Source organism: Ruegeria sp. C9, from assembly GCF_056537585.1.
Window position 1 is genome coordinate 347,021 of record NZ_JBQFRU010000006.1, and the last position, 26,586, is coordinate 373,606.

Consider the following 26,586-nt stretch of genomic DNA (forward strand, 5'->3'; position numbering starts at 1 on the left):
TAGGCAAAATTCAGATTTTCAACAAGGTACTTTGACTGTTGCAGGACAGTAATTGGATAGGAAGCGGACCGCGCGTCAATTGCGGTCAAAAGACAGCTATGGGCCGCTAGTGGCAGCACCCCACGTAGTTTTCTCCGAAGCGTTTAAAGGCAGCTTCCGCGAGCTTGTCATCTACTTCGTCGTCGATATACAATCCCCAAGGAAATACATCCACCAGGGCAGGATCATAATTCGCGTCCTGTTCCGGTTTATTCATCGATAGAAATGAATAGCGTATGTATGCCCACAGCTCAAATTCCAGCGGAACTTCTAGCCCGTGGTATGTCATGTCTGCAGGGTCATCCCAAACGATTGTCTTTGGTTGAGGAAGCAACGACTCGCGCAGCATAGTCGCGCAGGTATGTGCGACCAGATCAGCCAATTGGACTCCCACTACAAGCTTAGAGTCCTGCTCAAAAGCGAAGTTGCATCTACTTAGAGAGGGCATTTTTGATGCTAACCTCTGCCCTGCACCCGCTGAGGAAAACAAACCTTCATCGAATGCAACATCGTGATTTTGGTCCTTCAGCGTGGGATGATCAAGGGCCGCGCTCAAGAGTTTAAGGGATGCCGGGCCGAGCCGTTTATCGTCTTCAACAACACAAACAGCGGTTTTGCAGTTGCGTTGGATAAAATGTTTGAGCTCTGCGCGGAGATCTTGGAGCGCTTGGTTACCGTTCATCTTCATCGATGCTTTGAACTCAAAAGCACCTGGGTCGTATCCATATCTCAGGTAGATCTGAGAAACCTCTTTGGCCGGATCGTTCTGGCAAATGACAAAGGTTGCGAGCGAGAAACTGTGTCCATGGTGCTTGCTGTCGTCGAGGTAGAAGTACGCCATGACACAGAGATAGGAACGCGATGCCCATTACGAAAGTAAACATTCAACATGTTTTCGCGGGAGAGCTACTTACTTGCAGTGAATGGCGGCCATCCGTGTTGAAGGCACAGCGAACCGATAGTTTATCCAACGTCTGCAAAGGGCCGCGAGAAACAGCAAACCGACGCCCACAAAGTTGGAACTAAGTTCTAGCTCTAGCAACTGATCTGCAGCTCAGGATCTAATTTCGTTTCTAATAGAAGAAACTTTTGGGGCGCCTTCCAGTGTCGAACGTTCACCGCTTTTTTGGTCCAACTATGACGGTTGGATCAGGTTCGTGTGACGTTCAACAGGAAACCAGTGGCGGACCGAGGAGGATTCGAACCCCCGACCCCTTGATTCGTAGTCAAGTACTCTATCCAGCTGAGCTATCGGTCCGCGTTGGTGAAGCGGTATTTAGACCTGAGGTCGAGGGCGCGCAAGTCGATTCTTCAAAAAAACTTCAAAAAGTCATATCACCGCGTGGAAGCCTTATTTCAAAGGTGGTTCCATCTGGCCCTGTGTCTTTCAGAAACAGATCTCCGCCGTGGCCCCGCACCAGTTCTTGCGAAATCGCCAACCCAAGTCCCGAGCCCCCTTTGCGAACACCGCCTTGAAATGGAGTAAACAGATTCTCTCGTGCCTTTGGGGGCAGGCCTGGACCTGTGTCGCTGATTTCGATGCACCAGTCGGTATCAAATTCGGATGCCGACACGGTTACACGACCCGCCTTGCCCGACGTCAGAAGCGCCTGCCGGGCATTGCGCACGAGGTTCATGATAACCCTGAAAATCTGTTCCGGGTCGGCACGGATAACAAGATCTTCGGGTACGTCGTTCACAATCTCAACGCAGGCATCGGCAATGGCGAGTTGCTCGCTGGCGACAACATCTGCGGTAACGTCCCGCAAGCGCACCATGGTCAGGGTTGGGGCTGGTTCTTCGGCGCGTCCGAACGCCAAGGTGCTTTCGCACAAGGAAACCGCCCGCGTGATCGAATTGACAAGTTTCGGTGCCATTCGCGCCACCAGGGGGTCATTGCTTGCCTCAATTCGATCGGTAAACAGCTGAGCAGACGTCAGAATGTTGCGCAGATCGTGGCTGACCTTGGCCACCGCCCCGCCCAACTGGGCCAGACGTTCACGTTGTTTCAGGGCCTGGGTCAGATCGGTTTGAAGCATCTGCAGGGCCTCTTCGGCCTCGCGCAGTTCGGTCACCTTTGAATTGGGGGAGATGATGCCGCGCGCATCCTCAGGTGCGCTGGCATAGCGCTGCATGTAGCCAACAACGCTTTTGATCGGACGCACCAGTACCACGCGCACAGCCAGAAACAAGAACGAGGCCGTTATGATTGAGATCACAAAGGACAGCCCAAGGATGCGGAGACCATAATCCGTCATGGCCATACGCAAGGGCTCACTGTCCATTGTCACCTCGATCAACAGCCCTGCGTCTTTGACCGGCGCGCCGATCACACGAATGACCTCGTTTTCGGGGGTAAACAGCCTCGAGACAGCATCACGGATCAGCACCCAAGCGCTGGCATTACGCAAATCAAAGGTCTTGGTGATCTGGGTCGGGATCGGTGAAGACAGCATTAGCTGACGCACCTCGTCGCGGCGCAATACGACGTTATAGACCCCCGCATTTGACAGCAATTCCGCTTCAAGCTCATCAGCCAGCATATCGTCGGCCAACAAAGCAAGCGAGGCGATCTGGGCGCGTTCCAGCCGGTTCAGCAGAAAATCTTCACGGAAACGCGCGATCGAGGGCACAAAGATCAGCACTTCGGCCAACATGACGAAGACCGTCGTCAGGATCAGAAATCGGCCCGACAGCGAGTTCACTTTGCGCTCCTCCTTGGGTCAGGGAATCCAGCGCTGGACGAACCTGACCACTCGTTTAACCATTTGATTCTCAAACAGCCTTGGAGAGAAATAGGCTCCTGCCACACGTTTGTTAAGCTCTCCGACCGTTGGGTAAGGCGAAACCATCGCTGCGATCTGACCCATCTTGAGATTATTGGCCAGCGCCAGCGACCACAAGTTGATCAATTCTCCGGCCTGATATCCGACGATTGTCGCGCCCACAGGTCGGCCCTTTACGACCATCACCTTGATGAACCCCTTGGTCTTGCGCTCGGAAACTGCACGGTCATTGTGGTGATAGTCGAACCGGGCAACCTCCACCGCGTCGCCATGCTGTTCACGGGCTTGTGCCTCGGTCAGGCCGACCTGTGCCAGTTCGGGATCTGTATAGGTGGCCCATGGGATATGAGCTGTCTTCGCTTTCGACGGAAGCCCAAATAAGGCAGAGCGGATGATGATCCCCGCATGATATCCGGCGACATGGGTAAATTGCAGCCCACCTGCAACATCACCAATGGCATAGACCTTGCGATTGCTCGTGCGCAAAGAGTCGTCCACTTTGATGCCTGCCCGCGTGCTGTCGATCCCGGCAGCGTCGAGGTTCAGACGGTCGATATTGGTCTTGCGCCCGACGGCCAGCAACAGATGAGAGCCCGCGTAGACCTCATCATTCTCAGTGACCACCTCAATGGTGCCTGCATTTTCTCGGATCTGGGACACCATGGCGTTTTCATGGATTTCGACACCTTCCGTCCGAAGACTATCCAGCACGACGGCTGCAGCTTCGGGGTCATCTTTGCCTAGCGCTTTCAGACCTTCGATCACAGTCACTTTGCAGCCCAGCCGGATATGCGCCTGCGCCATTTCCATGCCGATGGGACCTCCGCCGATGATCAGCAGGTGCTCGGGCTTATCGCGCAGGTCGAATATGGTCTCGTTGGTGTAATACGGCACTTGATCCAGCCCGGGCAGCGGCGGCACCAAGGGCGATGAACCTGTGGCCACCACGACGCGACGGGCGGTGATCAGGTGATCTCCGGCCTGTACCTGCGTGGGTGAGATGAATCGGCCGTACTCCCGGATTACCTTGACGCCAAAGCCTTCAAAACGCTCCTGACTGTCCATGGGTTCGATCTGGGCGATGACGTTTTGCACGTGTTCTTTGGCAGCTGCGTAATCCACCCGTGGCGTCACATCCGCGACACCAAAAGCCGACGCGTGGGCCTGAGCATATGCAGCCTTGCCGCTGGCGATCAGAGCCTTGGATGGGACACAGCCGAAGTTTAGGCAATCCCCACCCATCTTGTGGCCTTCCAGCAGGATGACATCCGCACCCATCTGGCTGGCCCCGGCGGCTACAGACAACCCGCCTGACCCGGCCCCGATCACCAGGATATCGGTTTTCAACTCTTGCATGGATCAGGAGCCCTTTCGACCACGGAGGGATTTGATGACAATCGGCAGCGCTGCCAGCGCGCACAAGCCAATAATTGGCCCGATCACGAAGGGTTCCCATAACAGCGAGACATCAGGGGTCTCGCCGCGATCAAAGACACCACCCAGCCCAACACCGATCCAGGTATAGACAATCCCACCAGGGATGATGCCCAGCGCCGTCGTGATCAGGAAGTTTCGGAACTTTACCCCAACCAATGCGGGCACCAGATTGGCAACGAAGAAGGGCACCACAGGTACAAGACGCAGCAGGAACAAAACCGAGATTTCATTCTCACGCAGCCCGTCCTTCAGTTTCTTGACCGTCCCTTCCGAGGCTTCAAGCTTGGCGGTCAGAGATTCACCCAAACCCCAGCGTGCGGCCAGAAAGATCGTCGAAGCGCCTATGGTTGCGGCAAAAACATTAAAAACCGTTCCTGCAAGCAACCCGAACAGGAACCCACCGGTCATCGAAGCAACCGCAGCACCGGGTAACGAGAAGGCAACAATAATGATGTAAATCCCCACGAAAGCCGCAGCCATCGCCCAGTAGTTTGAATCGCGCCAGGCCAGCAAAGCCTCGCGATTGTCGCGCAGGGTTTCAAAGGTCAGATAGTCGCCCAGCGCAAAGAACCCCACGGCGGCAACGGCGAGAATCACCGCCAAAGGGATATGACGTGCCAGCCCGTTGCGCGGGATCTTGGTGGTTTCGTTCATCTGGGTAGCAGGTTCTTGTTCATTCATCTTACCCACAACATGCGCCGTCCGCGCGCGCTGCAACAGAGGCCTCACGGGGCCTTGATGTTTATGGCACTTAATGTGAGGGATACGCGCTCTGAACCCGGTTTTTGAAATCTTTTGCCCGGGCAGATTACAGATTTGTTGCAAAACGCACCAAAACCCCCACCTAGGGGTTTGACTTACCCCCCGCTACCCAGTAGAGGACGGGCTTCGAACACTAGGGCCAGGCGAATCCGCGCCGCACCCACCGCTATAGATTGGAGACGGAGCGATGAAACGCACCTATCAGCCTTCGAACCTGGTTCGCAAACGCCGCCACGGTTTCCGCGCGCGCATGGCCACCAAAGCCGGCCGCAAAATCCTGAACGCACGTCGCGCACGCGGCCGTAAGTCGCTGAGCGCATAAACCGCTCGACCTTTCAGGTTATGAACATGACGCCGCCGGAGGCCCCTGAGGATGGTAACAACCAGCCGAGGGTGACGCCCCCGGCGGCGTCCGTTTGCGCATCTGAATCATTGACCGTACTGCAGAATCGCTCGGACTTTCTGAAAGCCGCGCGGGCCAAACGGCAAGGCACTGCATCGATGATGGTGCAGGCGCGTAAACGTGGCGCTGATGAGGCTGCGGGCATTCGCATCGGGTTCACCTGCTCAAAGAAGGTCGGCAATGCCGTCGCCCGCAACCGCGCCAAACGCCGCTTGCGCGAAGCCGCGCGGGCCGTATTACCTATTCATGGGCATGCGGGCTGGGACTACGTGTTGATCGGCCGCGCCGAGGTAACCGCTGCACGGCCCTTTGATGCACTGAAAGACGATCTGCGCTATGCGCTGCGCAAAATACACGGAGGTGGCAAATGACCCTCTTTGCCCATCTCCTCGCCTTACCCGTCCGGGCCTACCGGTTGATCTTCAGCCCCTGGGTTGGATTCAACTGCCGCTATCAGCCGACTTGTTCCGCCTATGCACTGGAGGCGCTTGAAAAACACGGCGCCATCAAGGGCGCATGGCTGGCCGCGCACCGAATTGGGCGCTGCCATCCATGGGGTGGTGACGGCTATGACCCTGTGCCAGAAGACGAACGACCCTGACCCTTGCCCGGTTCGCCCAACTGCGATAGGCCCCGCCCATGTTTGATGAAGCCGACGATATCCATCCGCTTTTTGCCGGTGCGCCTTCAACCACCGAGTTCAAGAAGCTGCGCAAGCGCATCGTGCGCCAGACGCGCGAGGCCATTGAGCAGTACGGCATGGTGGACCGCACCGCCGAAGGTAAAACACCCCGCTGGTTGGTCTGCCTATCGGGCGGCAAGGACAGCTATACCCTTCTGGCGGTGCTCTACGAACTGAAATGGCGCGGTCTGCTGCCCGTGGATCTTCTGGCCTGCAATCTGGATCAGGGGCAACCGGGGTTCCCGGCAACAGTCCTGCCAGAATTCCTAGACCGTATGGGGGTGCCACATCGGATTGAGTATCAGGACACCTATTCCGTTGTGATGAACAAAGTTCCGCAGGGCCGCACCTATTGTGCGCTGTGTTCACGCCTGCGTCGTGGCAACCTCTATCGTATCGCGCGCGAGGAAGGCTGTTCCGCAGTTGTGCTTGGCCATCACCGCGATGACATCCTTGAAACCTTTTTCATGAACCTGTTCCATGGCGGTCGTCTTGCAACCATGCCACCAAAACTGGTGAATGAAGAAGGTGATCTGTTCGTCTATCGCCCGCTGGCCCATGTGGCCGAGGCGGATTGCGAGAAATTCGCCAAGGCGATGAACTATCCCATCATACCCTGCGATCTGTGTGGCAGTCAGGACGGGCTGCAGCGTCAGCAGGTCAAGCAGATCCTCGATCAGTGGGAAAAGAACAGCCCCGGTCGGCGGCAAGTGATGTTTCGGGCATTGACCAATGCGCGGCCTTCGCATCTTCTGGACCCAAAACTGTTTGATTTCGCAAATCTTTCGATCGATCCGATTCAAAAAGACGAAAATTCAGACGATATTCCCCAGTTACGTTAACGCCTGACTCAGATTGATTTCCTACGGTTGGCTTGCGCGATCCTAGCCCAAGCTGAAGGCCGTAAAACCTATGCGGAAATTCCTCTTTGTCGACCGTTGTTCCGAAACGCTGCAGATATTTCTCACCGGACCGCAGGTTCTGGCATTTATTCCCGCGGCGTGTTTAGCCGCCTTCTGGTTGGGCGGTGAACGTGCGCTTGTTACCACGGCGTTGGGTTTGCCCCTTGCTTTTGCCGTCATCGGAAATTGGGGAAGCCGTTCTTATACAGCCCGCAGTTCAGGTATGCGCCCCAGCGGCCTGGTTCCATATGGCGTATTCCAATCAGAGTTGGAGGCGTTGAGTGAATCGGTCAGCAAATCAGGTGAGAATGCCGCCTGTATCGCAATTGCTTTGGACGGCTATGCCGAGCTTCAGGATCTGCACGGTCAGGCTGCCGCCACTCATATAAAGCAGCAATTCAGTGATCGCATCCTGTCGATCATCCGAAATCAGGACATCTTTTCGCAGATCGATCAGAACCGGTTTCTCATTGGCCTGCATCCCTCCCCACATCTTGATCTGGAAGCTTGCATTCAAATGTCCGGCCGCATCCAAAGCGCAGTCGAAGAGCCGCTTTTGTTGAATGGCACAGGAGTTTACCAATCCTGCTCGATCGGGTTTTGCCTGCATTCAGACCTGCGACAGGCCGAGGCTGATGAGTGGATTGGCGCCGCCACCGCTGCACTGTCCGAGGCGCAAAGAAGCGGTCCCTCGACCATACGCGCCTATTCAACCGCGACCCGTCGGCGATCCCTGGTCCGAGCCAATTTGAGAAAAGAGTTCGAGGCGGCATTGGACAATGGAGAGATTCGGCCCTGGTTTCAGCCTCAGGTTTCAACGGATAATGGGAACATCACAGGGTTCGAGGCTTTGGCAAGGTGGGAGCATCCAATAAAAGGTGTTCTCAGCCCGCAGGTATTCCTGCCCTTCGCCGAGCAAGCCGAACTGATGGAGCGGCTAGGCCAAATCATGCGTCACCATGCTTTTAAAGCGATGCAAGCTTGGGATCGTGCAGCATGCGTTGTGCCCCGGATCGGTATCAATTTCTCATCCGATGAGTTGCGCAATCCCGGCTTGATCGACCGCCTGAAATGGGAGTTGGATCAGTTTGATTTGACACCGGATCGGCTGGCGGTTGAGATTCTGGAAACCGTGTTCTCTCGCAGGCCGGATGACGTGATCACCCGGAATGTAACCGGCATGGCTGCGCTTGGATGTTGTATCGACCTGGATGACTTTGGCACCGGACATGCTTCAATCGCCTCTATCAAGCGGTTTGACGTCTCGCGGATTAAAATTGATCGGACGTTTGTCACCAAATCCGATCAGGATCCCAGCCAGCAGCAACTGGTCAGCGCCATTCTGACCATGGCTGAACGCCTGAACCTCGAGACGCTCGCCGAAGGCGTGGAAACGCCCGGTGAGCACGCGTTGATGGCGCAATTGGGCAGTAACCACGTTCAGGGGTTCGGAATTGCAAAGCCAATGCCATTTGAGCAGACCCTGGATTGGATCGCGGCGCATCGTGCCAAGATCAGGGGTGCATCCAAGATCGGTCGCAAAATGGGATGAAATCTGCAATTACGGTGCGCCAAATCCAGCGTCTGGGCGATTCAACGGGCGATTCCGCTTGACCTTTGGGGCTGCACTCTGTTGAACCCACCGGGTGTGTTTCACTGCTCAAGGTGGCTGTCCCCGATGGACGATCAGAACAAAAATCTCATCCTTGCAACCGCGCTCAGCTTTCTGGTGATCCTTGTCTGGTTCGTGCTGTTCCCACCGCCGGAATCAACCACGACGCAGGACGCTGCAGAAATTGCAGCTCTGGAAGGCGACGAGGTGCAAACACCCAGCGCGACCAGCACCGTGGGTGAAGCCACAGCGACCGCCGAGGAAACACTGCCAGAGGAACAAGCCCCTCGCGTCAACATTGACACCCCCCGTCTGAAAGGCAGCCTGTCCCTGTCCGGCGGGCGGATCGATGAGCTGTTTCTGAAAGATTATAAAGTCTCGATCGAAGAAGGCGCGCCTATTGTTGAGCTGCTGTCTCCGGTTGGTTCGGAATCGGCTTATTATGCCCTTTACGGCTGGGCACCGGGTACAGGAGTTGCAGGTGCGGATGTCCCGGGCCCCAACACGCTCTGGACATTGGAAGAGGGTGAGACGCTTGGCGTAGACAGCCCCATCACGCTGGCCTGGGACAATGGCAATGGCCTGACTTTCCGCCGCACCATCGCGGTCGATCAGGACTACATGTTCACAGTTACCCAATCGGTTGAAAACGCAACCCAAACCGAGGTGGGCATGGCCCCCTATGGCATTCTTGCGCGCCACGGTATTGGTGAAGATGGCGACCTTCCGGGCCTGAAAAACTTCTTCATCCTGCATGAGGGTGTGATCGGCATGGCGGACGGCACGCTGTCCGAAGTTGACTATGGTGATGTCCGCGATTTTGACATCGACCCGAACGAACGGGCGCAGGCCGAGGTCTATCAGGTCAAGGAAGATGGCTGGATCGGCTTCACGGATCACTACTGGATGACCACGCTGATCCCAGAGCCGGGCTCGACCTTCAAAGCAGCCGCAAAATATGACTCGCGCCGCAAAATCTATCAAACCGAAACGGTACTGCCGACGCTGACCGTAGCGCCGGGTGAGACTGCCGAAGTGACCACACGCCTGTTCGCTGGTGCCAAGGAATGGGAAGCCATTCGGGAATACCAGGCGGAAGGCGTCCAGAAATTCATCGACAGCATCGACTGGGGCTGGTTCTTCTTCCTGACCAAGCCGATCTTCTGGCTGCTGCACAACATCAATCTGCTGATCGGCAATATGGGCTGGTCGATCATCGGCCTGACCCTGATCATCAAGGCGATTCTGTTCCCGCTGGCTTTCAAATCCTACGTCTCGATGGCCAAGATGAAGGAACTGCAGCCCCAGATGGAAGCCTTGAAAGAGGCCGCAGGGGATGACCGCCAGAAGATGCAGCAAGGCATGATGGAGCTGTACAAGAAGGAAAAGGTTAACCCGGCCGCAGGCTGTTTGCCGATCCTGATGCAGATCCCCATCTTCTTCTCGCTGTACAAGGTGATTTTTGTCACCATCGAACTGCGTCAAGCCCCATGGTTTGGCCCGTTCCAGGACCTCAGCGCTCCGGATCCTACCTCAATCTTCAACTTCTTTGGTTGGCTGCCTTGGGCGGCACCGCAGCCTGAAAGCTTCATGGCGCTGATCTTTATCGGTATCCTGCCACTGCTGCTGGGTATCTCGATGTGGCTGCAGCAGAAACTGAACCCGGCACCGACCGATGCAACACAGGCGATGATCTTTGCCTGGATGCCATGGGTGTTCATGTTCATGCTGGGCGGATTTGCCAGCGGTTTGGTGGTCTACTGGATCGCGAACAACACGATCACATTTACCCAGCAATACCTGATCATGCGGAGCCAGGGCTATACGCCCGATGTATTCGGCAACATCAAATCAGGCTTCAAACGCACGCCAAAGACGGACGACAAATGAGCGGTTCGGTCACCAGCATTTGGCGGCACCCGATCAAAAGTCACGGGCGTGAACGCCTTGATCACGTTACCATGATCCCCGGGCATACCATGCCCGGGGATCGTGTTTGGGCGGTTGCACATGAGGCGTCGAAAGCGGATGGATCGGAATGGGCACCCTGCGCCAATTTCAGCCGAGGCGCGAAGGCCCCTCAGTTGATGGCAATCTCGGCGCAGCTGCAAGGCGACTCGGTCACGCTGAGCCATCCCAATCGCCCCGATCTAAGCTTTGAGCCCGACACGCATCAGGATACCTTTCTGGGCTGGGTCAAACCGCTGATGCCTGCAGATCGCGCTGCGTCTGCCCGCATTGTCCGCGCCGCTAATCGCGGCATGACGGACAGCGATTTTCCTTCGATCAGTTTGTGCAACATGTCGTCGCATCGGGCGGTCGAACAGAAGCTAGGCAGGGATCTTTCTATCGCTCGCTGGCGCGGAAATATCTGGTTCGATGGCCTGCCGCTGTGGAATGAGTTCGACTGGATTGGCCGCGACATCCGGATCGGCGAGGCCGTTTTTCATGTGCGCGAACGCATCACGCGGTGTTTGGCGACAACCGCCAACCCTGAAACGGGTGAGCGGGATGCCGACACACTGGGTGCGCTGAGCAGCTGGGATCATCAGGATTTTGGCGTTTATGCCGAAGTTCTGGAAGGGGCCACCATTCACACCGGTGACGAGGTACAGGTTCTATGACTACACTTCCCTTTCCACTAGCTGAAACTCCAGATGAATTCGCAACGGAAACCGGTCGAAAGCTGTTTGCCGGGCCATCCGAATTCGTCAAAGGCGTCGTTGCCATGGATGGCCTGCCTGCCCCCGATCGGCTGGAGGTATGTTTCGCCGGGCGTTCGAATGTCGGTAAATCCAGCTTGATCAACGCGCTAACGGGCACCAAGGGGTTAGCACGTGCCTCGAACACGCCGGGGCGTACACAAGAGATCAACTTTTTCACGCAAGGGCCTGAACTCTATTTGGTCGACCTGCCAGGGTACGGCTATGCGAACGCGCCGGTGAAGGTCGTGGAAAAATGGCAACGTCTGCTGAAACAGTATCTGAGTGGACGTCAGACCCTGCGCCGTGCCTTCGTCCTGATCGACTCGCGCCACGGGGTGAAACCTGTGGACGCCGAGATCATGAAGCTGCTGGATGCCAGCGCAGTGACCTTTCAATGCGTTCTGACAAAGGCCGACAAGGTCAAAGCAAAAGACCGGGAAAAGGTGCTGGACCAGGTACGCGCCGCGCTTTCGAAACATCCTGCGGCCTTCCCCGAGATCGTGTTGACCTCATCCGAGAAGGGCGACGGCATTCCGACCCTGCGTTCGATCATTGCGCATCTGGAGTGACGCTGTTCAGCAATATCCAAGTCATGAGCTAAGGAAGCCGGGCTGCGCCCATCGGGTACGGCCCGTTCAGATTGGCTGTTTCCGCGATCCGGTCTTGGCACCATCCTCCAAACGCCCTAACACAGGGTCCCAGAGGGACACTCAGCCATGAAGACACGAGATATGAACCGGGATTGGATCGCCACCGCCGCCACATTGAACAGCGCCCTGCCCTATCTGCAGCGATACGACGGTGCGATTGTCGTCATCAAGCTAGGTGGCCACGCCATGGGCAGCGACGAAGCCATGGAAAGCTTTGCGCGCGATGTGGTGCTTATGCGTCAGGTTGGCGTAAACCCGGTCGTCGTGCACGGCGGTGGCCCAATGATCAATGCGATGCTCGACAAACTGGATATCCAGTCCGAGTTTGTGGGTGGTAAACGCGTGACGGACAAAGCCACAGTCGAAGTGGTCGAAATGGTCCTGTCGGGCCTTGTGAACAAGCGGATCGTGCAGGCGATCAATGCGCAGGGTGGCATGGCTGTGGGTCTGTCGGGCAAGGATGCCCATTTGATGATGTGCGAACAGACCGACGCCTCGCTCGGGTTTGTCGGCACACCGTCCGAGATGAACCCCAAAATCCTGCATGACCTGTTTGCGCATGATGTTATCCCTGTGATCGCGCCGCTGGGCGCAGGTCGGAATGGCGAAACCTTCAATGTGAATGGCGACACTGCAGCCGGGGCGATCGCCTCAGCTCTTAAGGCAGACCGCCTGCTGCTGCTGACCGATGTAGCGGGCGTCAAGAACGCAGCGGGCGATGTCGTGACCGAGCTCAAAGCCGGCCAGATTCGTGAGATGACGCGTGAAGGCACTATTGCGGGTGGGATGATTCCAAAAACCGAAACTGCGCTGGACGCGCTGCATAATGGCGTTCGGGCGGTCGTTATTCTGGACGGGCGCGCGCCAAATGCGGTGTTGCTCGAACTGTTTACGGAACACGGTGCCGGATCCTTGATCCGTCCTGATTAACGCCATAGTGATCTTCAACATCTTGCACCGGGCATTAACATGCTCGATTGTGAATGTATGGAGAACGAGCCCCTATTTCGCCTAAGCGTGTTTTTGATCCTGTTTGTTGTGTTTGCGGCGGCAGAGACAATTGCGCCAAAACGCTTACGAACCTGTCCGCGAAAAAATCGGTGGCTAACCAATCTATCAATCACTGTTTTGAACACACTGATGCTCAGGACTATGGCGATTGGGTTGCCCTTATTTGCAGTTGGCGCTGCCATTGATGCCGGGAAAAATGGATTGGGCGTTTTTAATTGGCTCGCCTGGCCAGGGTGGGTTGAGCTTATTCTATGTGTGCTGATTCTGGACTTTGCAATCTGGCTACAGCATCTGATTACCCACAAGGTGCCAATCCTTTGGCGGCTACATCGTGTGCATCACGCCGACCGAGACATGGACGTCACTACTGCAGTCCGCTTTCACCCTGTTGAAATCGCGTTGTCCATGATCCTGAAAATCGGGCTAATCTATCTGCTCGGCGCCAGCGCCCTGGCTGTGATCCTGTTCGAGATCCTTCTTAATGGCACAGCGTTGTTCAATCATTCAAACTTGAAGCTCCCCCTTGCCGTTGACGCTGTGGTACGTAGGATTCTTGTGACACCCGATATGCATCGCGTACATCATTCGGTATTCCGAACAGAGCATGACAGCAATTATGGCTTTGCACTGTCTATCTGGGACCGAATGCTGGGGACTTACATTGCACAACCTCGGGACGGGCACGAACAAATGAGCGTGGGATTGGAATGGCAGGACGATCGACCAACAAAACTGGGCTGGAGCCTGGCTCTGCCCTTCCGCCGTTGATGACCTACGCCAATGTCGAACGAGCAGCCACTCAGGTTGGGCTGATAGTTATGGGTGCACTTCATCCAAGGCCCAGTGAAGCAAAGCAACTTAATGACGGAACCCTGATCCTTCTGGGGGCTGCGGGGGCATTCTGGCCTGCTCTGAAGGCCTCGGCTGAGTGGCAGGATGGCCAACCCGACCCGGTTGATCGCTGGTCCAGACGGGTGATCGGCCAGCTTGCGCAGGACATGAGGGGCACCGCCTACTATCCGTTCGGCGGCCCACCATACGCACCCTTCATTGACTGGGCACTTAAGTCCGGTCGCACCTTCAGCAGTCCAGTCGGGGCCCTGGTGCACGATACGGTAGGGATGATGATATCATTCCGTGGTGCGTTGCATTTTGCGGATGAGTTCTCAATTCCATCCGTGTCTCAATCGTCACCCTGCACAGAATGCCCCGCGCCTTGTGCAACAACCTGTCCGGTTGGGGCATTGAACACCCACAGCTTCTATGACGTGGCAGCCTGTCATGATCATCTCGATACCAAGGCGGGACACAGCTGCATGAACAAAGGCTGCCTCGCCCGGCTCGCCTGCCCTCTCAGCGCCGGCGCAGAGCGCCAGCCAGAGCAATCTGCGCATCACATGAAAGCATTTCACCGATCATGACCCGCACACTGATCCTAATGCGCCATGCCAAGTCCAGTTGGGGCGATCCCTTTGCCGAAGATCACGACCGCCCGTTGAACAATCGAGGACGCAAATCGGCCCCCGCGATTGGGGCGTGGCTGCAAAGCAATGGCTGGCTACCGGATGACGTTATCTGCTCAAGCGCCAAGCGCACGCGGGAAACGTGGGACAGATTGGGGCTGAGCACCCCGAAAATCCGCTTTACCCCCGCCTTGTATCTGACAGGCCCCGATGAGATGTTCGCCGAATTGGCCACAGCCACCGGCGATACCGTACTAATGCTGGGGCATAATCCCGACATCGCTGCATTTGCAAATCGGCTGGTACGCAACCAGCCCGATCATTCGAGATTCTACGACTATCCGACTTGTGCAACGACTGTAATCCGGTTCGATATCCCCGACTGGAATGCGCTCGAATGGCATCAGGGTGAGGTTCTGGGCTTCACGATCCCACGCGAGCTGCTGGAATAGAAAAAGGCGAGGTCGACACCCCGCCTTCTTAGTTTTCTGATCCGAATTTAGTGTCCCAGAATCTGGCTGAGGAACAACTTGGTCCGTTCGCTCTGCGGGTTGTTGAAGAACTCTTCCGGTTCGTTCTGCTCCACAATCTGACCGGCATCCATAAAGATCACGCGGTTGGCGACCTGGCGGGCAAAGCCCATCTCGTGGGTCACACACAGCATGGTCATGCCTTCCTCGGCCAGTTCGATCATGGTGTCGAGCACCTCTTTGATCATCTCAGGGTCCAGCGCCGATGTAGGTTCATCGAACAACATGATCCGCGGCATCATGCACAGCGAGCGGGCAATCGCCACACGCTGCTGCTGACCACCCGATAGCTGACCGGGATACTTGTCGGCCTGCTCAGGGATCTTCACCTTTTCCAGGAAATGCATCGCGCGCTCTTCGGCCTCTTTCTTGGGCGTCTTGCGCACCCAGATCGGGGCCAGCGTGCAGTTTTCCAGAATGGTCAGGTGCGGGAACAGGTTGAAGTGCTGGAACACCATGCCAACCTCGGACCGGATTTTGTCGATGTTTTTCAGGTCATTCGACAACTCGGTCCCATCCACAATGATCGTGCCCTGCTGGTGTTCCTCCAGCGCGTTCAGGCAGCGGATCAGGGTAGACTTGCCCGACCCCGACGGCCCCGCGATCACGATCCGCTCGCCCTGATTGACGGTCAGATTGATATCGCGCAGCACGTGGAAGGCCCCGTACCACTTGTTCATGTTGGTGATTTCGATGGCGATTTCGTCGCTCACCTGCATTTTGGAGCGGTCGATTTCGCGTTCAATTGCAAGTTCAGACATGTGTTGAACTCCTTAACGGTGGCCAGTCTGAAGCTTGCGCTCCAGGTACATGGAATAACGGGACATGGAGAAGCAAACCACGAAGAACAGAACGCCGATAAAGGCAAACAGTTCCCAGTAGACGCCGTTCCAGGCGGTATCGGCGCGGATGCCGTTGGTCAGGCCAATCACGTCGAACAGACCGATGATCGAGACCAAAGTCGTATCCTTGAAGATACCGATGAACGTGCTCACGATGCCCGGGATCGAGATTTTCAGCGCCTGTGGCATGATGATCAGCCGCTGCGCCTGCCAGTAGTTCAGGCCCAGACTGTCTGCGCCTTCGTACTGACCACGCGGCAGGGCGGCCAGACCACCCCGGATCACCTCGGCCATATAGGCGGCCGAGAACAGGGTCATCATGATCATCACCCGCAGGATGATGTCAAAATTAGTGCCCGGCGGCAGGAACAGGTTCAGCAACAGCGATGCCACAAACAGCAGGGTAATCAGCGGCACGCCCCGAATGAACTCGATAAAGCCCACGCACAGGTATTTGACGATCATCAGATCGGACTGACGACCCAGCGCCAGCACGATACCGATAGGCAGCGAAACACCAATGGCCACGACACCCAACAGGATCGCTAGCATAAAGCCACCAAAGTCGCGGCTTTCCACCGGCGCGATACCGATCGGAATGATTGCATTGATTGCGTCAGCCACGGAACCGGCAGCAAACAGCCACCATAGTATGGGCAGCGCAATCGCAAGGATAATCGCGGCAAGAGACCCGGCAACCGGAAGCGCAAACTTGTACGCGAAATACCCGATGGCAAATCCGGCGGCGACCATGAGCGGCCCCCAGATCGAGCCACCCCACATCAGCCAAGGCAGCAGGAACGGATAAGCCGCCGTTACAATCAACAGCTTACGCGGCACCTTGGTGAACAACACCGGCGCAATAGCAACCAACAACAGGATGAAGGTCAGGTTCGGACGGAAATAGGCCGGCCATGCCCCTGTTTCAGGCGGATTCGACCATGTGGCATCCGGATGCGCCGGATACGGCGGATAGAACCCATATAGCAGCTGTAGCCAACGATCCTTGATCACACCCCAGCAGGCATGACCATGCGTATCGCCCCACGTAGCCATCATGATCTCACGACATTCCGACAGGGAATTGGCGTTCCAAACGGATTCGAACGTCCAGGACAGGATGTTGGAGAGCACATAGTAGATGAAGACCAGCGAGACGATTGTCAGGATGGCGTTCAGCCAGCTTGAAAACAGGTTATGCTTGATCCAGCCCAGTACACCGACCTCGGAGGCGGGTGGTGCCTGTTCCGGCAACATTTCCGTGCGGACAAATGAAACATCACTCATATTACCGCTCCACCAGTTTGACACGGTTGTTGTACCAGTTCATCACCGCCGAAATGCTCAGCGAGATGGACAGGTAGACCAGCATCAGCAGCAGAACGCATTCCAGCTCGCGACCGGTCTGGTTCATTGTGATGCCACCCAGCGTACCCGTGATGTCCATATATCCGACCGCGATCGCCAGCGACGAGTTCTTGGTCAGGTTCAGATAGTTCGAGATCATTGGCGGGATGATCACCCGCAACGCCTGCGGCAAGATCACCAGACGCATGGTCCGGCCCGGGCGCAGGCCCAGTGCGGATGCAGCCTCGGTCTGACCCTTGGAAATAGCCAGAATACCAGCGCGCACGATCTCGGCGATGAATGCCGCAGTGTACAGCGACAGGGCCAGCCACAAGGCAATCAGCGAGTTACGAAGGTGGGTACCGCCGCTGAAGTTGAAGCCTTTCAGCTCAGGGTAGCCCAGGTGAAAACCCAGAACGCCCAGCAGGATAGCTGACGGCACGAACAAAAGGCCCAGTTGGATGTGCCAGATGGTCGGGCGATCGCCGGTCTTTTCTTGCGTTGAATTGGCCCAGGCCGAAACCTTGCGCATCGCAAAGATGCTGCCGCCAAACACGATCAGGAAGGCGATCAGGTCAAGCGAAACATCAAAGCGCAGGCTTGAGGTACCGAAAAGGTGGATATCGCCCAATCCGCGCGAGAACAGAAACTCGGGGATATAGACCCCGCGATTTGTGACCGCGACCGTGCCAAAAAGATCCATCGTGGCTTCTGGGTTTTCACCTCGGAAGGCGCGCGGTGCTGGCAGGCTTTCAATCAGGATCGCCATGGCGAACACGATCCAAAGCAGCACTGGAACGTTACGGAACATCTCGACATAGACTGTCATGATCCGCGCGATCAGCCAGTTATTCGACAGGCGCAAAACACCGACCATGACACCGATGATCGTTGCTGTGATACAGCCCAGAACTGCAACAACCAGAGTGTTTAGCAGGCCTATAAACGCCGCGCGCAGATGTGTATCGCGCGAGTCGTATTCCAGCAGGCGTTGGTTGATGTCATAGCTGGCCGGTTCGGCAAAAAAGTCGAACCCGACTGTTCTGCCCAGCGTTTCAAGGTTCTGAATGGTGTTGTTGATAATCCAGGCTGCCAGAAGCATGAAACCGATCATCGCTATAACCTGAATGGTCGCAGATCGGTACCGCGTATCATAAAGGAGCATGGACAGCCGGAAGTGCTCCTTCGGCGGGTCAGTGAGTGTCGTCATGACCTATGTATATCCCCGTGCATCCCGGATGTTGGCAGAGTTTGCCTCTGCTCAGATCGTTCCGGGCGTGTTTCTTATGGAAGGAAAAAGGGCGCGGGTTCCCCCGCGCCCTTTTCCGTGGATCTTAGCGGAAAGGCGGTGCGTACAGCAGGCCACCATCGGTCCACTGTGCGTTCAGGCCGCGTGCCAGACCGATCGGGGTTTCCTCGCCGATGTTCTTGGCAAACACTTCGCCGTAGTTACCGCCGACTTTGATCGCGCGCTGTGCCCAGTTCGCGTCCAGACCCAGCATCTCACCCAGCGTACCTTCGGTACCCAACAGGCGGTTTACCTCTGGGTTGTCGGTGGCACCGCTGGACATCTCGTCGATGTTCGCCGAGGTTACACCCAGCTCTTCCGCTGCGATCAGTGCGTTCAGGGTCCAGCGGACCACATCGCCCCACTCGTGATCGCCATGACGGACAAGCGGGCCCAGCGGCTCTTTCGAGATGATTTCGGGCAGGATCACGTGGTCGCCTGCGTTTTCAAAGGTGGCGCGCGTAGCAGCCAGACCCGATGCGTCGGTGGTGTAAACGTCACAGGCACCAGCCAGATACTGCTGCTGCGCTTCGGCGTTGGTTTCGATCGGAACCGGCTCGTAGCTCATGTTGTTGATGCGGAAGAAATCCGCCAGGTTAAGCTCAGTTGTGGTGCCGGTCTGGATGCAAACGGTTGCACCGTCCAGTTCCTTGGCCGAGCTGACGCCCAGTGCCTTGGGAACCATGAAGCCCTGACCATCGTAGTAGTTGATGCCGACGAATTCGAACTTCAGGTCGACGTCGCGGCTGAAGGTCCACGTGGTGTTACGGGCCAGCATGTCAATCTCGCCCGAAGCCAGCGCGGTGAAACGTGTTTTACCGGTGGTCGGGATGAACTCAACGGCGCTTGGGTCGTCCAGAACGGCGGCGGCTACCGCGCGGCATACGGCCACGTCAAAACCCTGCCACTCACCATTGGCATCGGGGCTGGCAAAGCCGGGTACGCCGGTTGCGACGCCGCAGTTCAGCTTGCCGCGGGCTTTTACGTCGTCAACGGTACCCGCTGCAGCTGCGCCAGCAGCCAGGCCGGCAATGGTTGCCACGCCCAAAATTACGGATTTTTTCATTTTTACCTCTTCCTGATTTTCCATCCCTGAATGGAACGGTTCGATCCGGCGCATAGGCGCCAGAAAGGTTACCCAAAAGGTGTCTCCCCTTTAGTGGCCCGAGTTTGGGCGTATTCATCAACAAACGTCAAGGGCTGGATCAGGGAAAACGATAGGTCTTTTCTGCCAGAATCGGACACAAATTCACGATTTGACGAGAATCCGTCTCAGAACGAGAGGTCAAAGAACTGCTTTGCGTGCAGAAAGGCGGCCCGTTTCACTTCGGCGGCAGCATGTGCCTCATCGTCGTGGCCCCATTGTTCGATCTGCCAAAGCTCGTCCAGCCGAGAAATGCGCCATATCTCGTCCGGTTTGCGCCAATTCTGCGCAGCGGCAAAACCAAGAATCAATGACCCCGACAGGCTGACGAGGTCATGAAACGCCGCCAGCTGGAACGCATTCAGTCCATGCACCCGGTCACGCAGGCCTTGCAGCACCTCGGCAGCTTGCGGTTGATGCACCACCCCTCCACGCGGGATCAACCGCGCGCCCAGCGCGTCCGCAGCCCAATCCAATGCAGGATCCCAGGCCTCGGACTGCCGCTGCTGCAACGTTTCGGGATGGGTCGCCCGATAACACAGCAGATCCGAGTCGCCGTAATCGGCCAGCATATCGGCAACCTCACCATGCTGGTGCCGCACCTTGTCGATCGCCGCATTGGCCGAACGGGTGAATGGCATCGTGGTCGGATCGATTTCCTTTTCCTGTGCATCCCATTCCCGTGCAACGGCCTCGGCCATGGCACGCGTGGGCAGGTCCAGCGCAGCCTTGGCGGGCGTTTTGACCCGTCGACCATCCAGTTCAACCGTATAGCCCACGTCGGTCTCAACGACCGTGCTTGTCGTCCAGAAGCGTTTGGGTTTCCAGTCGCTCATCTCTTTAGCCCCAGATCTTGGCCAGTGCGCCTGGCAATTCTTCGAATGTTTCGATCACATGTGTCGCGGCCGTAAGTGCCCGGCGATCGTGATAACCCCAGCTGACACCGATCCCGGCAACTTGCGCGGCTGCGGCCATATCCATGTCAAAGCTGGTGTCGCCCACCATGACGGCTTGCGCAGCCGGCACGCCCGTTTCAGCCAAAGCTGTTTCTATCATCGACGGGTGCGGCTTGGACGGATGGTGATCTGCTACCTGACAAGTAATAAAATGCTGCTGCAACCCATGCCCTTCAAGCAGCGCATCAAGCCCGCGCTGAGACTTGCCTGTGGCCACTCCCAAAAGTACCTCGGGCTGAGCGTGAAGTGCCTCAATCACTTGGCGCGCACCGGGATAAAGCGGCGAGCTTGCGGCGCCCTGCTCCAACCTTTGCGCGTGATAGGCCTGCTTATATCCGTCAACCAATGCGCTTTGTATCCGTTCGGACTGATCTGCTGCCAGACGCGCCATTGCATGGGGCAGAGATAAACCGACGATGGACAGGATGGCGTCACGATCCGGGACCGGCAGTGACTGCGCCTGAAAACAGGCGGTCATTGCCGAAACAATGGCACCCTGACTATCGACCAGAGTGCCATCCACATCAAACAGGACCAGCCGCAATGGAGCGTTCATCGCAACTCCTCAAACGGATCATCTGCAGCGAGGTCTTCGGTCCAGCCCAGCGTATCCCAGCTGTGTTTCATATGATCCGGTAAAGGCGCCTTAAGCGAGATAGGTTTGCGGGTCATCGGGTGTTCAAAGGACAGGCTGCGGGCGTGGAGGTGCAGCTTTTTGCTGATGATACCTCCCAACTGCGCGCCCCAGCCATCGCCGAGGTTTTCCTGCCCCGAGCCGCCATATTTCCCATCGCCAATGATCGGGTGGCCGATCGCCGCCATATGTGCGCGCAGCTGATGGGTCCGCCCCGTCACCGGCTCCATCGCGACCCAGGCTGCCCGCCCTGCAACGCGATACAGCGTTGCATAGAGCGTATGCGCGCGTTTTGCGCCGGGCGTATCGTTCACTTCGCTCGGATGAACAGCGATCATCTTCTCGCCTTCGCCATGCTTACCATGCCCCGGTGCCTTGACCAGCCCGGTCTTGATTTCGCCCAGGTACGGAGTTGGAACACCAGCTACCAGCGCCCAATAGATTTTCTGGGTGCTGCGATGCCGGAACGCAGCGGTCAGCCCCTTGGCAGCCTCGCGCGTGCGGGCCAACAGCAGTACGCCCGAGGTGTCCTTATCCAAACGATGCACAAGGCGCGGGTTCTCGTCATACCCAAAACGCAACGCTTCGGACAGGCTGTCCACATGGCGGGTTTGACCGCTGCCACCCTGAACTGGCAAGCCATGCGGCTTGTTCAGCGCCAGCACGTGATCGTCTTTATAAATCACGCAAGACTGGATCATCTTTGCGTCAGCGTCCGAAACACTATGCTTTACGACAGCGGGCTTATGGTCGGCGTCTGGCAGCGGCGGCACGCGCACAGACTGCCCGGCCTCTAGCCGCGTCGAAGCTTTGACCCGACTGCCATCTACGCGCAGTTCACCCTTGCGGCACATCTTCTCGATCCGGCCCTGGCTGACATGAGGAAACAGGCGGCGCAGCCAACGATCCAGCCTCTGGTCGCCATCGCCCTCTGCTACGGTGATCACCTGTACGCCGCTCATGCCATTGCCCCTTGTTCCGCACGGCTGATCCGCCCGGATTGTGCTTGTTTCAGTGCCTTAGAAATCATGCGCGTCTGTCGCGCGCATCGGGTGCAGAGTCAAGTCTAGCCCTGATTGCGTTGCGTTCTCAGCTTGGCGAAGTATTCCAGCCGTTTTTTCAGCTCGCGCTCAAAACCACGCTCTACCGGCTGATAGAGAACCGGGCGCTTCATATCATCCGGGAAATAGTTCTGACCCGAGAACCCATCTTCGGCATCGTGGTCATAGGCATACCCTGCACCATATCCCTGATCCTTCATCAGCGATGTCGGAGCGTTCAGGATATGTTTGGGTGGCGGTTCACTGCCCGATTGCTTGGCCAGCCGCATCGCCGCCTTATACCCCACATAGGCCCCGTTCGATTTCGGAGCGAGCGCCAGATACACCAACGCCTGCGCCAGTGCCAACTCGCCCTCGGGCGAGCCCAGCCGTTCATAGGTTTCCCAACTGTGCAGGCAGATCGATTGCGCCTGAGGATCGGCCAAACCGATATCTTCAACCGCCATCCGCGTGATCCTCCGCGCCAGATAGCGCGGGTCTTCGCCGCCGGTCAGCATCCGCGCAAACCAATACAGCGCCGCGTCAGGGTCCGATCCACGCACCGATTTGTGCAGGGCTGAGATCAGATTATAATGCTCATCCCCCGATTTGTCGTATTTTGCGGCCCGCCGCATCAGGCGCGTCGACAATGCATCCGGGTCCAGATCGGCGTCCACTTTCCAAGCAGCAACCTGTTCAATCAGGTTCAGTAGTGCGCGACCGTCGCCATCCGCCATCTCCTGCAGCGCCTCGCGGGCGGCAGACGTTAGCGGCAAGGCGCGGTCAAGCTCTTTCTCGGCGCGTTGTGTCAAACGCTCAAGATCAGCAAGGCTAAGGCGTTCCAGAACCAGCACCTGAGACCGGCTGAGTACCGCCGCGTTCAACTCGAAGGAAGGGTTTTCGGTCGTCGCGCCAACCAGGAGGATCGTGCCGTCCTCCATATGCGGCAGAAACCCGTCCTGTTGCGCTTTATTGAAACGATGGATTTCGTCAACAAATAATAAGGTGCCCTGCCCGTTCTGACGACGGATTTTAGCAGCCTCAAATACCTTCTTCAGATCCGGCACACCGGTAAAAATCGCGCTGATCTGTACGAAATGCAGATCGGTCTCCTGCGCCAGCAACCGGGCGATGGTTGTCTTTCCTACACCCGGCGGGCCCCAGAAGATCAGGCTGGACAGGCTACCTGACGCGAGCATCACCCCCAATGGCGCATCTGGTCCCAAAACCTGCTCTTGCCCGATCACCTCAGACAGGGATTGTGGGCGCAAGCGATCCGCAAGCGGCCTGTGCGGCGAAGCGGTTGGTTCCGCAGAACCGGTATCGAACAAGTCACTCACGGATCACAACCGAAACCGCAATGAGATTAACCGGCTTCCCCGCTCAATCTCCATCTGTACCCGGCGACCTGGATCGGTCAGGGCCTGAACGATATCCTCCGGTGTCTCGGTTCTGGTTCCGTTGATACCTTTTACGACATCGCCCACACGCAATCCTGCGCGGCCGCCATAGCGGTTCGGATCAACCACTACGACGCCGGTCTGAGACAGCGACAAGCCAAGCTTTACGATCACCGCCGGATTTACACCCGAAACGATCAGACCTGGCATGACCGTATCCTCGTCCAGCGTAGTCTCATCCGCCGCAGGCGTTTCAGGCGGTTTGATCAGCGCCACTTCAATATCCGAGCGGTCTTCGCCCCGCAGCCGAGTCAGGACCGACTTTCCACCCACCCCGGCAACAGCCATGCGAAATTTCATCTCGGCCGGAGAATTCACCTCGTCCCCGTCGACATGAGTGACAACGTCCCCGACCCGCAGACCCGCTTCTGCCAGCGGACTCAGTTCATGTAAGTCAGAAATCACCACCCCGAGAGGGATGGCCATACCCAGAGACTCGGCTATATCCGCGCTCATGTGTTGACCGGCCATTCCTGCCCAAGGACTTACGAAGCTTTCGTTGCCAGACTGCGCCTGCCGCAGGAATTCGGCCACCAAATTGGCCGGAATGGCAAAGCCGATACCGTTCGACCCGCCCGAGCGGGTCAGGATTGAAGTATTGATACCAATCAGATCACCATTCACGTCGATCAGTGCGCCACCGGAATTGCCCGGGTTGATCGCCGCATCGGTTTGAATGAAGTACCCTCTTGCGTTTCCGGTTGCAGTTCCGGTGCGCGCCAGACCTGAAATAATACCTGACGAAACAGTTTGGCCGACGCCGAACGGATTGCCGATCGCCAGCGTCAATTCTCCGACCTCGACCTGATCGGAATCGCGCATCTGCAGGAACGGCAGATCGCTTGCCTCATTCAGCCGCAAGATTGCAATGTCGCTTTCTTTGTCACCCAGAACGACTTCGGCAGTGAATTCACGACGGTCGGTAGTCACGACCTGAATTTCCGATGCCATCCCCACAACGTGGTAGTTTGACACCACATACCCATCACCAGTGAGGATCACGCCAGAGCCGAGCGAATTCTGCACACGGGGGCGTGGCGTCCCGAATCCACGGCCAAAGAAGTCCTGAAAGAACGGGTCAGAAAACAGCGGATTTGCCCGCCCTTCGCGCACAATCTTGGCGTAGATGTTCACAACCGCCGGGGCAGCCTGCTTTACGACAGGGGCGAACCCGAGGCTGATTTCGGTCTGGTTTTTTGGTACCTGCGTCTCTGCGGCTGCCGGTATTGCGCCCATCAGCAATACCAGGGAACACAATAGTCTTAGCATCATCGGCCCTCCGGCAATATCGCCAACCGGATATGCGGGGCCGATGCAAAGATTGCAAGCGACATAACCCGCTGCCTTCGACAATGCCGAGGACCTACCGCTTTCTTTTGAGCTATTCGCACGAATACCCAGCTTCAACATTATGGCTTCGCAAAGCGTTGCAAAAAGTTTCACAGGGAATTGTGCTATGTGTTGGACTTGGCGCTGAATCCAATCAGAGGGAACGACCATGCACAAAGACCGGGAATTGACCTTTGCAACGGCCCTTGCCTCTCATCATCAAAATAAGAGCTTTGTGCGGGAAGAGCACGCCCACGAGTATTACCAGGCCTCACTACTGAGCGCCGTCATGCAGGGCGTCTATGACGGGACTGTTTCCATAAGTCAGCTGCTGGAACACGGAGATTTCGGTCTCGGTACTTTCAACGCCCTGGACGGAGAAATGGTGGTGCTGGATGGTGTCGCTTATCGCCTGGATGGGGAAGGCAAAGCGACAATTGCGGATAACGGCGCGCTGACACCATACGCAGCCGTCATTGACTTTGAACCGACGATTTCGCTTGCGTTGGATTCTCCGGTTAACAAATCCGATTTCGAGGAGGGTTTGGATGACATCGCCGATGCAAAGAACCTGTTTTACGCGGTTCGTTTCACCGGATTGATCAAACACATTAGGTATCGAAACGTGTTGAAACAGGAACGGCCATACAAACCTTTGCTGGAAGTGGTCAAAACGCAGGCCGAGTTTGAATTGGAAAACGTGGAGGGAACTATTCTCGGGTTCCGCTGCCCTGACTACGCAGTCGGGATTGGCGTGCCGGGTTACCACTTGCATTTCATCTCTGACGACCGGACCACCGGTGGGCACGTACTTGATTATACATTGACCCGGGGAAAGATCGAAATCGATCACACCTCGTCTCTTCATCTGGAACTGCCAGAGACAGAGGATTTCTCTGACGCCAATTTGTCCGCGGGAGCGTCAGCGGATGGTATTCTGAAAGCCGAAAGCAATTAAATTTTGGCCGACTTGAATTTTCACACAGAGCAAAAGAAAACCCCCGCGTCTGCGACGCGGGGGCTGAAACTCAGATATAGCCAAGGCTTATTCTTCGTCTGCGGCCTCTTCGGCGGCAACACGAGCTTTGTCGGCCGCGCCTTTGGCGTCGATGTCGCGGTCAACGAATTCGATGATCGCCATCGGTGCCATGTCACCATAGCGGAAGCCAGCTTTTAGGATACGGACATAACCGCCCTGACGCTCGGCGTAACGAGGGCCCAGAACTTCGAACAGCTTGGCGACGTCTTTGTCTTCTTTCAGCTGTGCTGCGGCCTGACGGCGGGCGTGCAGGTCGCCGCGCTTGCCCAGAGTGATCAGTTTTTCAACGATCGGGCGCAGTTCTTTTGCCTTGGGCAGAGTTGTTTTGATTTGCTCATGCTCGATGAGCGAGCCAGCCATGTTTGCAAACAGAGCTTTGCGGTGCTCATGAGTACGGTTCAGGCGGCGATAACCACGTGCGTGACGCATTTTCTAGTTCCTTCTTTCGCGTTTTGCTTTGTCTGGCCGGCGATGCGTGTCACCGGCTCTCCTTGGGGCGGAAGTGCCCATATGGTCCCCGGCAGC

At 56.8% G+C, this 26,586-nt stretch carries 27 protein-coding genes and 1 tRNA gene; 13 read left to right on the forward strand and 15 right to left on the reverse strand.

What is annotated here, in order from left to right:
• Window positions 1-106: 106 nt before the first annotated feature.
• The 5 genes from ACR0NE_RS17385 to ACR0NE_RS17405 all read right to left on the reverse strand — a co-directional run bounded on the left by ACR0NE_RS17385 (window position 107) and on the right by ACR0NE_RS17405 (window position 4,943).
• Window positions 107-880, reverse strand: a complete 774-nt coding sequence (locus ACR0NE_RS17385) for a DUF3800 domain-containing protein (RefSeq protein WP_170597761.1) — start codon at window positions 878-880, stop codon at window positions 107-109.
• 340 nt (window positions 881-1,220) lie between these two features.
• Window positions 1,221-1,297: transfer RNA gene (locus ACR0NE_RS17390), tRNA-Arg, on the reverse strand.
• Between the two features lie 64 nt (window positions 1,298-1,361).
• Window positions 1,362-2,744 (reverse strand): sensor histidine kinase, encoded by a 1,383-nt coding sequence (locus ACR0NE_RS17395; RefSeq protein WP_480459794.1) that lies wholly within the window; start codon window positions 2,742-2,744, stop codon window positions 1,362-1,364.
• Window positions 2,745-2,762: 18 nt separating this feature from the next.
• The gene (locus tag ACR0NE_RS17400; RefSeq protein WP_170597762.1) at window positions 2,763-4,181 is read right to left on the reverse strand and encodes an FAD-dependent oxidoreductase; all 1,419 of its coding nucleotides are present in this window, start codon (window positions 4,179-4,181) and stop codon (window positions 2,763-2,765) included.
• A 3-nt stretch (window positions 4,182-4,184) separates the two neighbouring features.
• Window positions 4,185-4,943, reverse strand: a complete 759-nt coding sequence (locus tag ACR0NE_RS17405; RefSeq protein WP_480459796.1) for a TVP38/TMEM64 family protein — start codon at window positions 4,941-4,943, stop codon at window positions 4,185-4,187.
• Between the two features lie 268 nt (window positions 4,944-5,211).
• On the opposite strand from ACR0NE_RS17405, the gene rpmH reads away from it, so the two are divergent.
• The 12 genes from rpmH to ACR0NE_RS17465 all read left to right on the forward strand — a co-directional run bounded on the left by rpmH (window position 5,212) and on the right by ACR0NE_RS17465 (window position 14,904).
• Window positions 5,212-5,346 (forward strand): 50S ribosomal protein L34, encoded by a 135-nt coding sequence (gene rpmH, locus ACR0NE_RS17410; protein ID WP_005980833.1) that lies wholly within the window; start codon window positions 5,212-5,214, stop codon window positions 5,344-5,346.
• Window positions 5,347-5,372: 26 nt separating this feature from the next.
• Entirely contained in the window at window positions 5,373-5,798 is a 426-nt protein-coding gene (gene rnpA / locus ACR0NE_RS17415; RefSeq protein ID WP_170597763.1) for a ribonuclease P protein component, read from the forward strand.
• Window positions 5,795-6,028, forward strand: a complete 234-nt coding sequence (gene yidD / locus ACR0NE_RS17420) for a membrane protein insertion efficiency factor YidD (protein ID WP_170597765.1) — start codon at window positions 5,795-5,797, stop codon at window positions 6,026-6,028. Before rnpA ends, yidD begins: the two co-directional genes overlap by 4 nt.
• Window positions 6,029-6,066: 38 nt before the next feature.
• The gene (ttcA, locus tag ACR0NE_RS17425; RefSeq protein ID WP_170597766.1) at window positions 6,067-6,951 is read left to right on the forward strand and encodes a tRNA 2-thiocytidine(32) synthetase TtcA; all 885 of its coding nucleotides are present in this window, start codon (window positions 6,067-6,069) and stop codon (window positions 6,949-6,951) included.
• 70 nt (window positions 6,952-7,021) lie between these two features.
• Window positions 7,022-8,563 carry a GGDEF domain-containing phosphodiesterase gene (locus tag ACR0NE_RS17430; RefSeq protein ID WP_170597768.1) on the forward strand — a complete coding sequence of 514 codons (1,542 nt, stop codon included), beginning with the start codon at window positions 7,022-7,024 and terminating at the stop codon, window positions 8,561-8,563.
• Window positions 8,564-8,689: 126 nt separating this feature from the next.
• Entirely contained in the window at window positions 8,690-10,513 is a 1,824-nt protein-coding gene (gene yidC, locus ACR0NE_RS17435; RefSeq protein ID WP_170424574.1) for a membrane protein insertase YidC, read from the forward strand.
• Entirely contained in the window at window positions 10,510-11,247 is a 738-nt protein-coding gene (locus tag ACR0NE_RS17440; RefSeq protein WP_170597769.1) for an MOSC domain-containing protein, read from the forward strand. The genes yidC and ACR0NE_RS17440 overlap by 4 nt, the downstream gene beginning before the upstream one ends.
• The gene (gene yihA, locus ACR0NE_RS17445; RefSeq protein WP_170508735.1) at window positions 11,244-11,897 is read left to right on the forward strand and encodes a ribosome biogenesis GTP-binding protein YihA/YsxC; all 654 of its coding nucleotides are present in this window, start codon (window positions 11,244-11,246) and stop codon (window positions 11,895-11,897) included. The genes ACR0NE_RS17440 and yihA overlap by 4 nt, the downstream gene beginning before the upstream one ends.
• A gap of 147 nt (window positions 11,898-12,044) precedes the next feature.
• Complete coding sequence (gene argB, locus ACR0NE_RS17450) at window positions 12,045-12,908, forward strand: acetylglutamate kinase (RefSeq protein WP_170392876.1); 864 nt, start codon at window positions 12,045-12,047, stop codon at window positions 12,906-12,908.
• Window positions 12,909-12,965: 57 nt separating this feature from the next.
• Window positions 12,966-13,757 (forward strand): sterol desaturase family protein, encoded by a 792-nt coding sequence (locus ACR0NE_RS17455; protein ID WP_170597771.1) that lies wholly within the window; start codon window positions 12,966-12,968, stop codon window positions 13,755-13,757.
• On the forward strand, window positions 13,757-14,410 hold the full coding sequence (locus ACR0NE_RS17460; RefSeq protein WP_170597772.1) for a ferredoxin: 654 nt from the start codon (window positions 13,757-13,759) through the stop codon (window positions 14,408-14,410). The genes ACR0NE_RS17455 and ACR0NE_RS17460 overlap by 1 nt, the downstream gene beginning before the upstream one ends.
• A complete protein-coding gene (locus ACR0NE_RS17465) occupies window positions 14,407-14,904 on the forward strand; it encodes a histidine phosphatase family protein (RefSeq protein ID WP_170597774.1) in 498 nt (165 codons plus the stop codon). Before ACR0NE_RS17460 ends, ACR0NE_RS17465 begins: the two co-directional genes overlap by 4 nt.
• A 47-nt stretch (window positions 14,905-14,951) precedes the next feature.
• Here ACR0NE_RS17465 and ACR0NE_RS17470 read toward each other — a convergent pair whose 3' ends face one another.
• The 9 genes from ACR0NE_RS17470 to ACR0NE_RS17510 form a co-directional block, all read right to left on the reverse strand.
• Window positions 14,952-15,743, reverse strand: a complete 792-nt coding sequence (locus ACR0NE_RS17470) for an amino acid ABC transporter ATP-binding protein (protein WP_304621965.1) — start codon at window positions 15,741-15,743, stop codon at window positions 14,952-14,954.
• Window positions 15,744-15,755: 12 nt separating this feature from the next.
• Window positions 15,756-17,111 (reverse strand): amino acid ABC transporter permease, encoded by a 1,356-nt coding sequence (locus ACR0NE_RS17475; RefSeq protein WP_170392880.1) that lies wholly within the window; start codon window positions 17,109-17,111, stop codon window positions 15,756-15,758.
• A 1-nt stretch (window position 17,112) separates the two neighbouring features.
• Window positions 17,113-18,381: an ABC transporter permease subunit gene (locus ACR0NE_RS17480; RefSeq protein WP_170392881.1), complete on the reverse strand. Its 1,269-nt coding sequence runs from the start codon at window positions 18,379-18,381 to the stop codon at window positions 17,113-17,115.
• 124 nt (window positions 18,382-18,505) lie between these two features.
• The gene (locus ACR0NE_RS17485; RefSeq protein WP_170392882.1) at window positions 18,506-19,525 is read right to left on the reverse strand and encodes an amino acid ABC transporter substrate-binding protein; all 1,020 of its coding nucleotides are present in this window, start codon (window positions 19,523-19,525) and stop codon (window positions 18,506-18,508) included.
• Window positions 19,526-19,731: 206 nt separating this feature from the next.
• The gene (locus tag ACR0NE_RS17490; protein WP_170597775.1) at window positions 19,732-20,439 is read right to left on the reverse strand and encodes an ATP12 family protein; all 708 of its coding nucleotides are present in this window, start codon (window positions 20,437-20,439) and stop codon (window positions 19,732-19,734) included.
• Between the two features lie 4 nt (window positions 20,440-20,443).
• Window positions 20,444-21,115: an HAD-IA family hydrolase gene (locus tag ACR0NE_RS17495; protein WP_170597777.1), complete on the reverse strand. Its 672-nt coding sequence runs from the start codon at window positions 21,113-21,115 to the stop codon at window positions 20,444-20,446.
• Window positions 21,112-22,155, reverse strand: coding sequence for an RluA family pseudouridine synthase (locus ACR0NE_RS17500; RefSeq protein ID WP_170597778.1), 1,044 nt, complete (start codon window positions 22,153-22,155; stop codon window positions 21,112-21,114). The genes ACR0NE_RS17495 and ACR0NE_RS17500 overlap by 4 nt, the downstream gene beginning before the upstream one ends.
• Window positions 22,156-22,259: 104 nt before the next feature.
• Window positions 22,260-23,573: a replication-associated recombination protein A gene (locus ACR0NE_RS17505; protein WP_170392886.1), complete on the reverse strand. Its 1,314-nt coding sequence runs from the start codon at window positions 23,571-23,573 to the stop codon at window positions 22,260-22,262.
• A 3-nt stretch (window positions 23,574-23,576) separates the two neighbouring features.
• Window positions 23,577-24,962: a trypsin-like peptidase domain-containing protein gene (locus ACR0NE_RS17510; protein WP_170597818.1), complete on the reverse strand. Its 1,386-nt coding sequence runs from the start codon at window positions 24,960-24,962 to the stop codon at window positions 23,577-23,579.
• A 229-nt stretch (window positions 24,963-25,191) separates the two neighbouring features.
• On the opposite strand from ACR0NE_RS17510, the gene budA reads away from it, so the two are divergent.
• Window positions 25,192-25,980, forward strand: a complete 789-nt coding sequence (budA, locus tag ACR0NE_RS17515) for an acetolactate decarboxylase (RefSeq protein WP_170597780.1) — start codon at window positions 25,192-25,194, stop codon at window positions 25,978-25,980.
• Window positions 25,981-26,067: 87 nt separating this feature from the next.
• On the opposite strand, the gene rplQ is transcribed toward budA, so the two are convergent.
• Window positions 26,068-26,490 carry a 50S ribosomal protein L17 gene (rplQ, locus tag ACR0NE_RS17520; protein ID WP_170392888.1) on the reverse strand — a complete coding sequence of 141 codons (423 nt, stop codon included), beginning with the start codon at window positions 26,488-26,490 and terminating at the stop codon, window positions 26,068-26,070.
• Between the last annotated feature and the right edge of the window lie 96 nt (window positions 26,491-26,586).